This window comes from Nitritalea sp. (assembly GCF_054166705.1).
Map to the genome: position 1 here is coordinate 231,736 of NZ_JBSZCV010000015.1, position 15,270 is coordinate 247,005.

13 protein-coding genes and 1 pseudogene are annotated in these 15,270 nt (G+C 47.2%); 13 read left to right on the forward strand and 1 reads right to left on the reverse strand.

Annotation, left to right across the window (positions count from 1 at the left end; genetic code table 11):
* Nucleotides 1–24: 24 nt before the first annotated feature.
* Nucleotides 25–4,608, reverse strand: coding sequence for a translocation/assembly module TamB domain-containing protein (locus ACXIT9_RS10955; protein WP_458056271.1), 4,584 nt, complete (start codon nucleotides 4,606–4,608; stop codon nucleotides 25–27).
* Nucleotides 4,609–4,621: 13 nt separating this feature from the next.
* Here ACXIT9_RS10955 and tsaD point away from each other — a divergent pair, with 13 nt between their 5' ends.
* The 13 genes and pseudogenes from tsaD to ACXIT9_RS11020 all read left to right on the forward strand — a co-directional run bounded on the left by tsaD (nucleotide 4,622) and on the right by ACXIT9_RS11020 (nucleotide 14,726).
* A complete protein-coding gene (gene tsaD / locus ACXIT9_RS10960) occupies nucleotides 4,622–5,626 on the forward strand; it encodes a tRNA (adenosine(37)-N6)-threonylcarbamoyltransferase complex transferase subunit TsaD (RefSeq protein WP_458056272.1) in 1,005 nt (334 codons plus the stop codon).
* Nucleotides 5,627–5,647: 21 nt separating this feature from the next.
* Nucleotides 5,648–6,112, forward strand: a complete 465-nt coding sequence (gene smpB / locus ACXIT9_RS10965; RefSeq protein WP_458056502.1) for an SsrA-binding protein SmpB — start codon at nucleotides 5,648–5,650, stop codon at nucleotides 6,110–6,112.
* A gap of 48 nt (nucleotides 6,113–6,160) precedes the next feature.
* A complete protein-coding gene (locus tag ACXIT9_RS10970; protein WP_458056273.1) occupies nucleotides 6,161–6,670 on the forward strand; it encodes an HNH endonuclease in 510 nt (169 codons plus the stop codon).
* A gap of 80 nt (nucleotides 6,671–6,750) precedes the next feature.
* Nucleotides 6,751–9,321, forward strand: coding sequence for an ATP-binding protein (locus tag ACXIT9_RS10975; protein WP_458056274.1), 2,571 nt, complete (start codon nucleotides 6,751–6,753; stop codon nucleotides 9,319–9,321).
* Nucleotides 9,322–9,724: 403 nt separating this feature from the next.
* Nucleotides 9,725–9,871, forward strand: a pseudogene (locus ACXIT9_RS10980) (group II intron maturase-specific domain-containing protein); the annotation flags it as partial.
* Nucleotides 9,872–10,062: 191 nt separating this feature from the next.
* On the forward strand, nucleotides 10,063–10,899 hold the full coding sequence (locus tag ACXIT9_RS10985) for a hypothetical protein (RefSeq protein ID WP_458056275.1): 837 nt from the start codon (nucleotides 10,063–10,065) through the stop codon (nucleotides 10,897–10,899).
* 150 nt (nucleotides 10,900–11,049) lie between these two features.
* Complete coding sequence (locus ACXIT9_RS10990) at nucleotides 11,050–11,910, forward strand: virulence RhuM family protein (RefSeq protein WP_458056276.1); 861 nt, start codon at nucleotides 11,050–11,052, stop codon at nucleotides 11,908–11,910.
* Between the two features lie 3 nt (nucleotides 11,911–11,913).
* Nucleotides 11,914–12,039, forward strand: coding sequence for a hypothetical protein (locus tag ACXIT9_RS10995; protein ID WP_458056277.1), 126 nt, complete (start codon nucleotides 11,914–11,916; stop codon nucleotides 12,037–12,039).
* Nucleotides 12,040–12,171 (forward strand): hypothetical protein, encoded by a 132-nt coding sequence (locus tag ACXIT9_RS11000; protein ID WP_458056278.1) that lies wholly within the window; start codon nucleotides 12,040–12,042, stop codon nucleotides 12,169–12,171. It abuts the gene before it with no gap.
* Nucleotides 12,172–12,393: 222 nt separating this feature from the next.
* Nucleotides 12,394–12,678, forward strand: coding sequence for an addiction module antidote protein (locus ACXIT9_RS11005; protein ID WP_458056279.1), 285 nt, complete (start codon nucleotides 12,394–12,396; stop codon nucleotides 12,676–12,678).
* A 195-nt stretch (nucleotides 12,679–12,873) separates the two neighbouring features.
* Nucleotides 12,874–13,494 (forward strand): hypothetical protein, encoded by a 621-nt coding sequence (locus ACXIT9_RS11010; protein WP_458056280.1) that lies wholly within the window; start codon nucleotides 12,874–12,876, stop codon nucleotides 13,492–13,494.
* A 337-nt stretch (nucleotides 13,495–13,831) separates the two neighbouring features.
* Nucleotides 13,832–14,179, forward strand: a complete 348-nt coding sequence (locus ACXIT9_RS11015) for a n-acetylglutamate synthase (RefSeq protein WP_458056281.1) — start codon at nucleotides 13,832–13,834, stop codon at nucleotides 14,177–14,179.
* 16 nt (nucleotides 14,180–14,195) lie between these two features.
* Complete coding sequence (locus ACXIT9_RS11020; protein WP_458056282.1) at nucleotides 14,196–14,726, forward strand: GNAT family N-acetyltransferase; 531 nt, start codon at nucleotides 14,196–14,198, stop codon at nucleotides 14,724–14,726.
* Nucleotides 14,727–15,270 lie beyond the last annotated feature (544 nt).

A 15,270-nucleotide genomic window follows, 5' to 3' on the forward strand; every position in this document is an offset into this window, starting at 1 on the left:
CAAAAGCTCCTTATCACCAGTCGATTAGTCTTTTGGGCGCGGCAGCTGCTGCAAGTCAATCGGAATCCAGCCTTCCTCCTCCGATCGGAACAGCAGGTCAGCATCAAAGGGGTTTGGGCGCTCCGGAGCAGTGGGGCCATCCTCGGTGATCCGGTTTCGTATCCGATTAAAGAGCTCCCGAAAGCTGTTGAAGGCCAGCGTCTGGGAAAGGGAAACACCATAGGTCGCCACATTTTGCGCCAGCGAAAGCGAGGTGAAGGTATTAAAATTATTCCGGTTATAGATTCGCATGCGGTAGCGCCCGTCCTGGGTGAGCAGGTATTCTGCCTGCCAGTCGCCGGCGATGCTGTTGATGTCGGCATTCCCCTGCAGGTCGGTGAAGCCTCCGTCCCGCGTGACGCGCAGGCGCCCGTCCAAGAACGTGTAGGCCACCCGCAGCTGAAAGGTTTCCAGGGCGGACTGGTCGATGGTGGCTAAGTCAATGTCCACCTCGAGGTTTTGATCCACTTGGGCGATGAAGCTGTTGAGCTGGGAGCTGAGCAGCTGGCTGAGGTTAGAAGAAGCCAAGTTGGTGACGCCGGAAAATTGCCCTTCGGGCGAAAAAGAGCGCATCATAATGACCGAAAACACCTGTCGGTTTTTTTCCTGTTCATCGTTTTGGATGCGGTTTTTAAAGGCGGAGATATAAGTTTGAATATTACCCTCAGGAAATTCGCTAAAGTCGAAATCAAAGTCGATGTCTGGCGAGAGGATATTGCCATTCAGGCGCATGAGCACGCGGAGAGGCCAGCGCCGGCGCAGCTGGGCATCTTCCGACTCTAGACCCTGGGCATTCGCCTGCAGGGAGAGCAGGGAGACACTTTCCTGGTAGAAGGCGCGCAGGTCCATCACCCCCTCATAAGGGTCCCCGAACCAAGAAATACGGCCGCCGGGCTCCACATTAAACTCGCGACGGATGACATTGTAAAGTGAAAAATTGTATTTGGCCTCAGTAATTTCATAGGTACCGTTCATGGTAAAATTCCCCAGGTTGTCGATGCCCAGATCCAGCACCCCACGTCCACGCCCTTGGATGAGCTCGCCCGTTCGTGGGTCAACTTGAATTTCGGCGTAGGCATCCGGGGTGATGTCGAGTGAAAAATTCAGCCGGTAGTTTTTACGTTCTCGGCGCTGATCGGCGGCATTTTCCCGCGAGAGGGTGTCGCCGACATCGAAAATACGAATAAAATCTTCCTGGGCCTGCACATTCGAGCTGCCTAAGGGGATGTATATGGCGGTATTCGGCTCTGATTTCAGCCGTGCATCGAAGACGATATCGCTAAGCGGCCCATCGATTCGAATATTGCCCGTGGCGAAGGCAGTCCCATAAAAGAGCTCATTATCGCGGACATCGGTATTCAGAAGCTGCACATTGCGCAGGTCCGCGTTCAGGTCGAGCTGCAGGTCGCTAAAAAAGCGGTGCCGGATGGCGCCAGTGATGCGGGCGTTCCGCCCAAAGCGATCGCGCAGGGTGAGCCCGCTGAGGTTAATGCTCGAGTCGGTAAAACGAAGGGTGCCATTTAGGGCATAGCGGGTCTGGATATAGTCCAGCAGAAAGCTGCCTTCTTCCAGTCGTGCTTCGCCGCGTACGAGAGGCTGCCCCAGACTGCCGCCCACGAGCAGATCTCCGCTTACAGTCCCGCCGATCTCACGCACATACTCGTCTAAAAAGGGTTCTAAAATATCCAGTCGAGCTCCCTGCAGACGTGCCCGAAGGTTCAAGAAATTTTCCTCCCCGGCGAGTGTGCCATTCAGTGCCAGCACCTCTTCTCCTTCACGGTAGTTTTCCAGCTGCACATTCAAGGTATTTTCAGCAAAGTAGGTCGCCAGCTCCACCTCTCCCAGCAGAAAATCATTGATGGTAATGCTATTCAGGCGCAAGTTGCCATTGATATCGTTTCTACCTTCACTGCGGTTCAGGGAGAAGATGCCATTCGCTGTTCCGGTGAAGGCCTTTAGGCTGAGGGTATTGAAAAAGTCTAGATTAAAGTTTTCGATCTGGAGCTCGAGCACCTCCTCAGAGTCGGAGCGCAGGGCTCCATTTAGGGCGATAAACTGCCGATCCTGCTGAAGCCGCACATTATCAAAGAAGATGCCTTCCGGCTGGATGATGATTTCGTTTTCTTCCTCGAAGCGCCAGACCCGTTCCATTACCTGAAAGGTAGAAGGGGCTAGTCGGAGGGAGCTGTAACGTGGAAAGAGCTGCAGGTCGGCGGAAAGATCGATGTAGCTGGAGGTACTTTCCTGCGCCTGCTGATAGCGGAGGTCGATGGTATCTCCCTGCCAGTCTGCCAGAAAAGCGGCATCTGTGAAGACCAGACCATTCGAGAGACGCTGTTCTTGGGAACGCAGCAGCAGGTGCGCCTCCACACGGTTATCGGCTAAAAGCTTGGTGGTGGTGAACTGTAAGTCGTTTTTAAGCAGTCGGTTTGCGCCATAGCGCAAGGTGTCGATGTCCGTTTTCAACTCAAACTGCCGGCTGCCGGCTTCTTGACGGAAGCGCCCTACGATAGAGGTATTCGGAGAGAGCCCCAGGTCTGGTACGAAGAGCTGCACGAGTGGGTTGATGTCGATTAAATTCACGGAAAGGTCGATGGCATAGGTTTCTGTTTCCCTTTCCTTGGAGAGATTGCGGAGTTTTTCTCGGTCGTTCGTCAGCTGCGCCCAGTAGTTTTGGCCCAGGGCCACCACATCCCGGGTCAGGCTTTCTACTTTAAAATTGCCATTTATGGCTGCCACCAAGAGGTCTGAATTCAGGCTGATGGTCCGTCCCTCTCCTGTGAAAAGAGATTGGAAGAAGAAGTTATCTACCTTGAGTTCGCGTCCCTCATAGCCGAGGCGAATATTTTTAAAGCGCGCGATGCCTTCGATGGCATCTAGGCTAAGTCCCTGCACGTCCACATCCACTTCACCGCTGAGGAAGCTTTCGTATTCGAGAAGATTTAGGCGGTCTAAGCGTGCGGTGTCGATGGTGGCAAATAGGTTCACAGAGTCGCGCCCATCACGGAGGTCGAGGGTGCCGGAAAAGGCAGCTTTCAGGTTTGGGTCATCGACCTGAAGCTCGCCGCTGAACAGGTCCAGGCCATAGGTGGCATTCGTGCGGATATTCGTGTAGGTGTACCCTTTTATGCCGAGCCGCTGAATGTCGGCATCCACGGACAGGAGTGCTTTTTCGATGCTGAGCCCCTCGCCACGTATGCGACCGTTAAAGCTGGTTTTTTGGAGCAGCGGATTTTCGAGAAGGCGCCCTAAGTCCAGGTCACGCACCTGAACACGCCCCTGGTACGTAGGGTCCGCGTCGCCATGGGTGTAACGGATGGAGCCACTGGCCTGCCCGATCCCGGTTCGAAACGTGCCATTCGCCTGAAAGTCTCGCGTATAGCCGCTGAAGAAGGTGTCAAAGCGGATGTCGCGGAGCTTGACCACCTCGGGGTAGGTACTTTCCTGTACGTAGGGGCGCAGGTCGGTACTGTACATGACCGAATTCCGAAGTGCGAGCTCGAAATAGGTCGTGGACAAGCTGGGGAGCCCACGGATGCTAAATTCACCGAATAGGGCACTACGCTCCCCGAAGCGGATAAGCAGCTGCTCGGAGCGTAGGTCTTCGATGGTGCCAGTAATTTCACCACTGAGCACCAGGCGATCTTCTATCGCCGGCAGCTGTTCGCTGAAGTAACCGAGGTCCCTGATGTCTAGGTTCGCTTCGCTGAGCTTCGCAAAAAGCTGCACCTCCCGGGTAAAGGAGGAAAGTGCGGAGAGCTTGGCATACTCGAAGCGCAGGTAGTCCCGAATTTCCGTGCGATTTGAGCGTAGGTACAGGGCATCCAGCTCGATGGCCGTAGGGGTGTAGGTGAAGTGGGTCTGCAGCTGCTGGATCGGAATGCCGGCCGTCGCCTCATGGCCACGGAGGTAGTTCAACTGGAAGCGCAGGGTGGAGCCTTCTAGGGAAATTTTTTCTGCCTCGGTAAGCAGCTCCCGGAAGCGTAGGCGGTTATAGTCGAAGCCGCGGGGCAAAGCATCCGAGGAATAGTTCAGGATGTCAACACTGCCCTCCTCGAAGTGCACCCTGCCGATGTAGAAGCGCTGAGGTTTCTGATCGGTTCGGTCCTTCTTAGGAGCGAAGAGGTCTTGGATGCGGAAGATAAAGTTCGCCAAATTTATGCCCTCCACTCCTGCATGCTGGAGCAGGCGCACCTGTCCGGATTTAAAGCGGATTTCGTCGATGCCGGGCTGCTCGGCGTCGAAGAGCACACGGGGGGAGAAGTCCAGGTAGATTTCGCGCATGTTCACCATCAGGCTATCCTGCGGGTCGTAAATGCTGACGCGCTCCAGTGTCACAGCATCCCACCAGCGGATCTTCACGCGCTCGATTTCTGTGCGGAAGCCAGTACGCGCTGAAAGTAGGGCCGTCAGCCGGTCACTGAGAAAGGTCTGCACCGTAGGTAGCTGCAGAGCCACTAGGACTAAGCTTAAAAATAGCAGCAGGTAGAGCGACCCCTTCAGAAGGAAGCGAAGGAAGGCATACAGGCCGTTCCATATTTTCTTCGTAACTTTCGCTTTATTTTCCAAGGAACTCTATTCAATGGCGATTAACATTCTGGCGATTGAGTCTAGCTGTGATGAAACTTCCGCTGCACTCATTTCTAATGGCAAAGTACTTAATAATATTATCGCGACACAATCTGTGCACGAAAAATATGGGGGAGTGGTGCCGGAGCTGGCTTCTCGGGCCCATCAGCAGCATCTGATTCCGACGGTGCGTGCTGCATTAGAGGGGCAGGGGCTCCGCCCAAAGGACTTGCATGCGATCGCCTTTACCAAGGGGCCGGGACTTCTCGGGAGTCTGCTCGTAGGCGTGTCCTTTGCGAAAGCGATGGCTTATGCGCTGGACCTGCCGCTCATCGAGGTAAACCACATGCAGGCACATATTTTGGCACACTTTATCGATGATCCGCGGCCAGCATTTCCCTTTCTCTGCCTGACCGTTAGTGGTGGTCATACGCAGCTGGTGCATGTGCGGGGCTATTTTGATATGGAGGTGATCGGTGAGACTCAAGATGATGCCGTAGGAGAAGCCTTCGATAAAACGGCCAAGCTGCTGGGCCTGCCCTACCCGGGAGGGCCGCTGATCGACCGGCAGGCTGCTTCTGGCGATCCGCATGCTTATGCCTTTCCGATAACGGAGATGCCGGGATATAATTTTAGCTTCTCGGGCATAAAAACAGCCGTCCTCTATTTTCTTCGGGATCAGATGCAGGCGGATGCTACCTTCATCGACCGGGAGTTAGCGAACATTTGCGCCAGCGTCCAGTATACTTTAGTAGAAATGCTGCTACGCAAAGTCCGCAAGGCAGCAGGCGAGCTGGGCTTGAAGCAAGTGGCCATCGCCGGGGGGGTGAGTGCGAACTCGGGCCTACGCAGGGCCTTAGCCGAGGAGGCAGAGAAGCGCGGCTGGAGCCTGTTTATCCCGAAGTTCGAATACTGTACCGATAATGCGGGAATGATCGCCATGGCAGCCCATTTCAAATACCTAGAAGGGGATTTCTGTGGCCTCGATGTGGTGCCGGAAGCACGCATGAAGTTTTAAATTTGAAGACGAAAAGAAATGATGAAGAAAGCCTCACGATTCGAGAAAATTATCAATATAAAGAATAAAAAAGCTCGCTTCGAATACGAGTTTATCGACACCTATGTGGCTGGCATCACCTTAAAAGGTACCGAAATCAAGTCTATCCGCGAAGGAAAGGTTTCGCTTACCGAGGCCTACTGCTATTTTAGGCGAAATGAATTGTACATCAAGCAGATGCATATCACCCCGTATAGCATGGCGACGGTCTACAACCATGAGGCTACGCGTGAACGAAAACTCTTGCTGAATCGTAAAGAATTAGATAAATTAGAGACCAAATTTGAGGAAAAGGGGCTTTCTATCGTACCGGTGCGCTTATTTGTAAATGATAAGGGGCTCGCTAAGGTAGAAATCGCCCTGGCAAGAGGTAAAAAACTGCATGACAAGCGGCAAGGGATTAAAGAACGTGATGTGAGGCGGGAGATGAGCCGGCTTTCCTACTAAACAAAATCCCAAAATCCCTTGTTTTTATGCTTAGTAAACACGTAAAGTATGGAAAAAAGGGTGCTGATTTTAAACTTAGACCATACGCCGATCGCGGTGGTTTCGGTCCAGAAAGCCCTGGTATTGGTATTTCTCAACAAGGCCACTTCGCTCTCTCACTATGAAGCTTTAGAAATCCGGACGGTAGATCGAAGCTTTCGCTACCCGGCAGTAGTCCGCTTAGATGCGTATAAAAATATCCCCTACAGAGGGGTTTTGCTCACACGCAATAATGTTTTTCGGCGCGATAAAGGGCAGTGTCAGTACTGCGGCTCTGTAAAAAACCTTACGGTAGATCACGTCATTCCACGCTCGAAAGGGGGCAAAACCTCGTGGACCAATCTCATCACTGCGTGTAACCGCTGCAACACCTACAAGGGGGATAAAAAGCCCGAGGATGTGGGGTTTCGCTTGCCTTATGCCCCCTATAAACCGACGCTCTCTCATTTTTTAGCCGACTATGCGGAGCGGCATGCGATGGAGTGGCTTCCCTTTCTAGAAGTCAAGCCGGTAGGCTGAGCTTGGCGAGGTTTTTGTCCTTTGCCAGTAGATAACAATGTGCATGCGCTCCTTTCGAGCCTGTTAATAGGATACATACGATGGCAAAAGATACGCAAAAACGAGAGCGCTTTAAGGTAGGCGCCAAGGTGATCCTAGGTTTTGTTTTGGCACTGATACTCGTGCTGGCGGTGGCCTCGGTGACCTACATCAGCATTCGAAACCTCTTAGATACCGTAGAAGATTTAAGCGAGCCGAACGAGAAGCTGCAGGAGTTAAATGGCCTGCTAGGCGATATTTACCTGATGGATATGTCTCGTCTGAATCGGACCTCGGATAAAGATTCCGTGCTTACGGCGGCCTTAGAAAGCATTAAGGACCGGCATAAACGGCTTATCGAGCAGGCGAATAATCCGGACGAAAAAGAAAAATACGAGCAGATTAATTTAGCTGTTCGCGAACTTTTAGTGGGCTACGCGGGCCTGGAAGAGGTGCGCTTTAACCTGACCAGCCGTAATTTTTCCGAAAAAGCCCTCAGCGACATAGAACGGCGCATTCGGAGACAGCAGGAACGTAAGGAGCTGGAGTTTCTAGGGCGCATCCGGGATAAGTCCAGCCTGGACAGCCTAAAGCGTGGCCGTATTTTTAGCGAAGAATCGAAAGAGCAGGAGGAAGAGTTGAAAAACTTCGTAGAAGAGCTCGAGAAGCTTTCTGCTGAGCAGGAGGGCAACCCCCGTGCTGATGCCGACGCCATATTAGGCAACATTAAAACCCTCATCGAGGATCTTTTTGAAGACGAGCAGAAATTGCGCGAGCAGTTCGTTGACATGGAAATGGATCTTAGCTTAAAAAATCAGGAGCTCTTCGCTACGATCCAGCAGCTGATCGCCAGTTTACAGGCCCAGGTGGTGCTGGAATACAGGGATCAGACGCGCTATGCGTACAATCTTACCAGTAATGTCAGTACGGTGCTGGCCCTACTGGTTTTCCTCGGGGTGATCGGCTCCCTGGGTTTTGTGTACACCATTTTAAAAGAAATACGTCGTGCGAATAAGTACCGCAATACCCTGGAGAGTGCGAAAGAGCGTTCGGACGAGCTGGCGCGCGCCAAGCAGGACTTTCTGGCGAACATGTCCCATGAAATTCGGAATCCGCTGCATGCGATCCAAGGCTACCAGAGTATGCTCGTGCAGGAGTCTTCGCTCAGCCCGGAGAACCGCGAGCAGGTAGAAATGATCGGTTTTGCTTCCGGCATGCTCATGGACATCGTGAATGACATATTAGATTTTTCCAAGTTAGAGGCAGGCAAGCTCCGTCTGGAGGAGGAACCCTTCGACCCAGCTAAGCTTTTCTTACAGATCAAGCATACCTATCGCCTGCGTGCCGATGAGAAGGGCTTGGACTACGCTTGGAAGTTGGATTTGCCCGAAGGGCAATGGCTCCTCGGAGATGAGCTGCGCATCAGTCAGATCGTTTCGAATCTCCTATCCAATGCGGTAAAGTTCACCGCTGAGGGTGCCGTGCGTGTGGAGGTACTTTATCGGGAAGGAAATGTGGAGTTGGAGGTACGCGATTCCGGGATGGGGATGCCCAAGGCGAAGCTGGCGGCACTTTTTGACGAGTTTAGTCAGGCGGATACCTCTATTTCTCGAAAGTATGGTGGTACCGGCTTGGGCTTAGCGATCGTAAAGCGGCTGGTGGATTTACAGGGGGGGACGATCCAGGTTTCCAGCACGGAGGGAGAAGGCACGCAGGTTCGGGTGCTGCTTCCCCTAGCCACATGTCCCGCTCCGGCAGTGGAGGAGACGGTGAACCAGGAGGCGATTTCGCTGCAGGGGCATCGCCTGTTGCTTGTGGATGACGATGCCTCCGGTTTAAAATTGCTGCGCATGTTATTAGAGCGCCGTGGTGCGGAGGTAGTGGCCTTTCCGGGCGGTCAGGCCCTTAGTCAAGAGTTGCCAGAAGAGTCCTTTTCTATGGCATTTTTAGATATTCAGATGCCGGAGGTAAACGGTCTCGAGGCGCGTGAGCTTTTAGCTGAGGCGGCGGAGCGCAGGGGAGAGCCCCTTTTTCCGGTGGTGGCCATGACGGCCAATGTCTTCGCGGAGGAGCAGCACAAGCTGTTGGCTTCGGGTTTTGATGCCTTACTTTTAAAGCCTTTTAAGGAGAAGGCCTTGATGGAAATGATCCAGCGCTATTTGGGCGAAGCCCGTTCGGAGGGCGGTGCGGCCCCTACTTCAGGGCAGAATGATTTGCCGCAGGCCAGCGCAGGAGAGAAGCGCGGTTCATCGGGTGAGGCCGAAGAGCTTGCTACGGAGGATAAAAAGAAAGAACAGGAACTGGATCTGCAGACCTTGCGGGAGTTTTGTATGGGGGATGAAGAGATGCTGGCGGAGACTTTAGCCGATTTCAGTGAAGTAACCGGTACAGATCGTGAGCGTTTGGCGGCGGCCTTTCAGGCCAAAGCCTACGGCAAAGTTCGGGAGATTGCGCATCAGTTGGCCAGTCGTTTCCGTCAGGTAGATTTTTATTTTGGGGAGGAGGCAAAGGCTTTGGAGCTCGCCTTAAAGGCGGGAGCTACGGAGGAAGAAGATGATCGGATAGCGGCCTTGATACGTGCCTGTGGCGAATTTCAGGAAACGGTCGATCGGTATCGGGAGGCGCTGATTTGAATTTTTAGATAAGGGTGCCTGCGCGGGCCGCATTTAGAGAAAAGGCAGCCGTAGGGGCTGCCCTTGCGGCCGCCCTATCGACACATATCCTTCCGAATATCCCCCCCCATAATACCGACCATCCCCATCCAAACATCAAATCAACAAAAAGAAACCAAAACACAGTTTAATAAACCATCCCAATACCCCCGTAGGGGCGGCCCTTGCGGCCGCCCTATCGATATTCCCCTGAGGATGCCCTAATTATTAGGATAGTTTTTAATTTATGATGAAATGTACAAAAGCCGGTTAAGTTTTCTTGGGTTTTAATTGCCAAATGAGCATGAAATCCCGCAGTCGCATCCTTGCAATTGGGAAAGAAGTGGACTTTCATCGAGAAAGCACATAGACGCTTCAAAACCTTGCTAATCTACTCAACACAAAGTCAAGAGGGTTTATAAATTACTTTGGTAAGATGGAAACAAGGAAAATAGAGAAGTTATTCCGATATTTAGACTATCGCATAGCAAAGTGGGCTAAGAAGAAGTTTAAGAAATTACAAAGCTACTAAAAAGCATTCCATTGGTTATGCGATATCAAGTTTAGCTACCCCAGTATGTTTGTACATTGGTCAATTAGTAAAATCTGAGATTGTATGTCAAGAGCCGTGTGAGTCGAGAGGTTCACCACGGTTCTGTGAGAGGCTTTAGCTTAAATGCTCCTGCCTACTTGACCCCGAAACCGTTATGGCCAAAAAAACCTATGAGACGCATTCTACTCTTTATACTATTACTGACTGATAACTTTCTTGTAGCTCAAGATCTGCCAAGGTTTGTTCAAGAAAGAATTGAATTCTGTAATTCTAACTTTTCAGAAAAATTGGAAACTCAACTTCAAATAGAACTTAATGAACTTGAAAAGTACTTTATTGATCAGGGCGTTTTAGTGGATGGGTCAGGAGCAAGCTATCGGGCTGTATACGAAGGAATCGCGAAAGAAAACGATCTGAACTTTACTATAGACAAGAACTTCGAAATTTTGGATACGCTCGATTTTGAATTATCAACAAACTGCTTTTACAAACTTTTGACAAAAGAACAACTTTCCCAGCTTACCTCGAGACACCAGAAAATTGCTGAACATATAAACTCTGCTTATGACGGCAACATATCTCCAGGAGTGGTGGCTCAAAGAATTATAGACAACTTGATTATTGAAGATTTCAACTTAGAATTTTATAGAATTTCATCTTTATTAACATTATATCGTATTTCACACCCTAAATCCAATCTAGATTTTGGTCTTCCTGATTGGGCGACTAATTCCGAAAAGGACTTGGATACTATTGAAATCTTTCTAAACGAAAACAATGAAATTGAAATAAACGGTGAATTATCAACTCTGGAAAAGGCAAAAGACACTATCTATAATTTCATTTACAAGCATCCTCAAAAAAGAGGTGTTGCGTTTTCTTCTTCAAGATTTGCTCTTTATGAATCTTACCTGGTTGTTAATGATATGATAGATTCAACCTATACTCAGCTAAAAGCTGAACTTGGTGAGATTCCCAAGAACATAATATTCAAAGAACCAAAATGAAAAGGCCATAACATCACCTAATAATTGGGGTATCCTCACTTACCGATTATGGCTCGCCTTTGGAAATTATCAAACGGTTTGGAAGCAAATCCAAATACTTGGTTGCAGTAAAAGAATTAGAACAAGAACTTTATAAAACAGGGGCTTGATATGTCGGAGATCATTATCTACTATACAGCCGATGGTAAAGCGAGTGTATCTTTATACGCACGTGATGGCGATGTATGGATGAACCAAAATCAATTAGCAGAACTTTTTGACACCTCTAAACAAAACATTGGTCAGCACATTAAAAATATACTGGAAGAGAAGGAGTTACTAGGGAATTCAGTTGTAAAGAATTACTTTACAACTGCCGCTGATGGCAAAAATTATGAGGTAACTTTTTATTCTCTTGCTATGATTTTAGCGATTGGTTTTCGGGTCAGAAGTAAGCGCGGCACCCAGTTCAGAATCTGGGCTAACCAAAATTTGCGTGAGTACATGATCAAGGGGTTTGTGATGGATGATGAACGTTTGAAAAATCCTGATGGCAGACCGGATTATTTTGATGAGCTCCTAGAACGCATCCGGGATATCAGGGCTTCCGAAAAGCGTTTTTATCAAAAAGTAAGAGATCTCTTTGCGCTAAGCGCTGATTATGACGTATCCGATAAGGCTACTCAAATGTTTTTTGCAGAAACGCAAAATAAACTGCTCTATGCCGTAACGGGTAAAACAGCGGCAGAAATCATTGTCTCTCGTGCCGATGCCAGTCAACCCAATATGGCCTTGATTTCCTGGAAAGGGAGTATCGTGAGAAAAGGGGATATCACCATTGTTAAAAATTACCTTTCGCATGATGAAATTGATACCCTCAATAGATTGATTGTCATATTTTTGGAAACAGCAGAGCTTCGCGCCAAAAATAGGCAACAACTTACCATGAACTTTTGGAAAGAGAATGTCAATCGGATTTTGGAAATGAACGATCAAAACATTCTCCAAGGAACAGGATCCATTAGTAATTAACAAATGGAAAGTCATGTGAAAGGTATTTATGAAGCGTTTGACCAAAAACGTAAACGCTTTGAAGCTGAGCAGACAGATTTGAAAGAACTGGATGAACTTGAAAAAACAATTAAACGCAAAAAGAAATAAATGGCAAACCTAAAAGGAATCATAGATAGCATCCGAAAAATCATGTGGCAAGACACCGGCCTGGACGGTGATGCACAGCGCATTGAACAGTTGGGAAGGGAGACTTGCACGCATGGTTCTGTGGGAAGTTGAGGGTGAAATTCCCTTGCCTGACCCGATTGTGGCACATCTTAAAAGCCCCCATTTAATAAGAAGCAACTTTTTAAAGATAGAAAAATCTTCTATGTTTGTGTCCAAATGAAGACAGGGTATTAAATGTATTTTATTGAGAAGACTGTTGAATTTGACAAATGGCTGAGAAAATTGAAGGATTTGAGAGCAAAGGAAATTTAGCAGAGGATAGAAAAGTAAAAAATGGAAACATCAAAATTTGATATAGCCGATTATTTGGATAGCAAAGAAATGATTGCTGAATATTTGAATTCTATTTTGGAGGAAGGGGATAATGATGATGTTGTTGTTGCACTTGGGCACATTGCAAAAGCAATTGGGATGTCTAAAATAGCGGAAGAAACTGGCATGAGTAGACCAAGTTTGTATAAAGCCTTATCAACAGGTTCAAAGCCTCAATTTGAAACAATAATGAAAGTATTAAAAGCTGTTGGTGGTCAATTAAGAATAAATCCTATATCGACGTAAAAAAACGATACCAGAACATCACCTTGGATACAGCGGGAGGTTCATGGTAAATAGGAAAATTCAGTATCTTTAAGAACTTAGGAGTAGGTTGAAAGAGAACGGCTCCGAATGCCCACCGTCTCTAAACTGAGTCACGCACGTCGGCAGTAAGCATACATAGAATCTCGAACAAAGTATTAATGAATTAAGACAAGAATGAAATCTTATACCTTTCTTTTTATTCTCCTTCTTCTATTTAGTTATTCAAAAGCTCAAAGTCCAGCTTTCGTTTCAGGTTACTATGTAACAAATGCAAATGATACGGTTAAAGCTCAAATAGAGCTTCCCAAATATATTTTTAGTAATAAAGTCTTTCTGTTAAAATTTGCTGGTAAAGTAGAATTAATTGATGCCGATAACAAAAAAAAAGTTTTCAAGGTAAATGATATTAGAGGCTTTGGATTTGTTTATGACGACAATACATACCAATATGTGTCCAAAGATTTTGGAAAAGAAAATGCATTTAGTGCAAGGACAGACAGATTTTATCAAGTAATGGTTCTTGGACAGAAGAGTAACCTTTATCACAGGCTAACAACTGTAGATACAAATGAAAATATTCTTGGAATTATGTATTTTTTAGAAAAGCCAAATAGTGTAAATAAAGCAATTTATTTATATCCACAGACGAAACCAGAGTTTATTAGGGATCTCTTAAAAGAGTTTTATGACGACAATAAAGAGATTCACCAATTAATTGATGATAAATTTCAAAACAAAAACTTTACAGCCTGGCATAATGAAATTATAGAAATAGTACAAGCTTCAAATAAATAATAGAATACCAGCAGTCAACAGCCGATTTGCAAAAGCGAGTTGATACGGGAAGTATGGAACCAACTCAACCACCGCTTGCTTAAGTGGGTCAAATGGGAGAAAGGACTATACAGATGGGTGGCAGTCAGAGGGCTAAAGCAACAATACAAGTCCACCCCAAACCTATTTGTGCATTGGAAATTGGTTAAACCTCGGGTCAATTAGGACCAAAGCGATTTATAAACCTGAAGCGTCCGCCTCGGCGGGTGAGAGTCACGCATGGTTCTGTGGGAAGGTGAGGGTGAAATTCCCTTGCCTGATCCGATTAGCGTTCAGTGTTAAAAGACAGAAACGAACAATGGAACAAACTATAAGCTACGATAAAAAAAATTTTAGACCATTAGCAAATTCTGAAAATGGAGAAACTTCTGATGAGACAGTTTTCAATTATAGACAAGAAGGAAATGTATTAAATGCTACTTACTCAGGTGGTAAAATTAAATTTGGACATTTAATCGGTTTAGTAGATGAGTTTGGAAATATTGATATGCGTTATCATCAAATAAATATCAATAATGAGTTAATGACTGGAATTTGTCAATCAAGACCAGAAGTTTTGCCAAATGGTAAGATTAGATTACACGAGACTTGGCAATGGACGAGTGGAGATAAATCAAAAGGTACATCAATCATTGAAGAGATTTGATTTAAAAAATAAAAAAATGGCAAGCAAGATTATTTTGAGACAAGAAACTGAGGACGACTTTAAAGAAGTTTTTGAACTTAACTATATTGCTTTTGGTCAAGAAAATGAAGCTAAGTTGGTTGATGCACTTAGAAAAAATCAGACAGCATTTATTCCAGAACTTTCAATTGTAGCAATTGACAACAATAAAATAGTTGGGCATATCTTATTTACTAAAATCGGAATAAAAGACGAAGAAGGAAAGCTAAATGAAAGCTTAGGACTTGCCCCTATGGCTGTAAGACCTGAATTTCAAAAAAGTGGCATAGGAGGACAATTAGTCAGTAAAGGATTAGAAGTGGCAAAAGAATTAGGCTTCAATTCTGTAATCGTTTTGGGACACGAACACTATTACCCGAAATTTGGATTTAAGCCAGCCGACAAATGGAAGATAAAAGCACCTTTTGAAGTTCCAGCAAACGTATTTATGGCTATTGAATTAACCCCTGACGGACTTAGAGACGTTTCAGGAACCGTAGTTTATCCGAAAGAATTTGAAACTGTATGACGGAAGAAAGAAAACACCGAACCACTAACAACACCTACCCAAAAGGTGGGGTTTCGTTCTCCGCAGACACATTTATGGTATAGGAAAGTTCAGTTTTCCGAATGAAGTTTAGTGGTAAAAATCCTGCCCTTCGGCTAGCTGCAAAACATGCGTGACTTGAATCAGCTCCTTGGGGCTGCACGCTTTGAAATGGATGGGGGACTATGTGGTAATCAATAGAGAGGCTCTCTGATGGCGGTTTATCGAAACAGCCATCAAACTACCTTAGGCTGCATTTAAGGTAAACCATTATGTAGTGAGCGGTAAAGAAAAATGGGGACTTACATCCCTGTAGGTGAGTACTGGTGGAGTTGAATGCATAGATTACCCCTCGACTCAAGCAGTTGTCAGGGGTCTGCTCATCTACTATCGCACGTTGAGAGGAGAGTCGATACAAAAAGTATGGAACCAACTCAACCACCGCTTACTCAAGTGGGTCAAATGGGAGAAAGGACTATACAGATGGGTGGCAGTCAGAGGGCTAAAGCAACAATACAAGTCCACC

Coding starts and splice junctions, on each gene's coding strand:
- tsaD (WP_458056272.1), top strand. CDS start 4,622: ATGGCGATTAACATTCTGGCGATTGAGTCTAGCTGTGATGAAACTTCC.
- smpB (WP_458056502.1), top strand. CDS start 5,648: ATGAAGAAAGCCTCACGATTCGAGAAAATTATCAATATAAAGAATAAA.
- ACXIT9_RS10970 (WP_458056273.1), top strand. CDS start 6,161: ATGGAAAAAAGGGTGCTGATTTTAAACTTAGACCATACGCCGATCGCG.
- ACXIT9_RS10975 (WP_458056274.1), top strand. CDS start 6,751: ATGGCAAAAGATACGCAAAAACGAGAGCGCTTTAAGGTAGGCGCCAAG.
- ACXIT9_RS10985 (WP_458056275.1), top strand. CDS start 10,063: ATGAGACGCATTCTACTCTTTATACTATTACTGACTGATAACTTTCTT.
- ACXIT9_RS10990 (WP_458056276.1), top strand. CDS start 11,050: ATGTCGGAGATCATTATCTACTATACAGCCGATGGTAAAGCGAGTGTA.
- ACXIT9_RS10995 (WP_458056277.1), top strand. CDS start 11,914: ATGGAAAGTCATGTGAAAGGTATTTATGAAGCGTTTGACCAAAAACGT.
- ACXIT9_RS11000 (WP_458056278.1), top strand. CDS start 12,040: ATGGCAAACCTAAAAGGAATCATAGATAGCATCCGAAAAATCATGTGG.
- ACXIT9_RS11005 (WP_458056279.1), top strand. CDS start 12,394: ATGGAAACATCAAAATTTGATATAGCCGATTATTTGGATAGCAAAGAA.
- ACXIT9_RS11010 (WP_458056280.1), top strand. CDS start 12,874: ATGAAATCTTATACCTTTCTTTTTATTCTCCTTCTTCTATTTAGTTAT.
- ACXIT9_RS11015 (WP_458056281.1), top strand. CDS start 13,832: ATGGAACAAACTATAAGCTACGATAAAAAAAATTTTAGACCATTAGCA.
- ACXIT9_RS11020 (WP_458056282.1), top strand. CDS start 14,196: ATGGCAAGCAAGATTATTTTGAGACAAGAAACTGAGGACGACTTTAAA.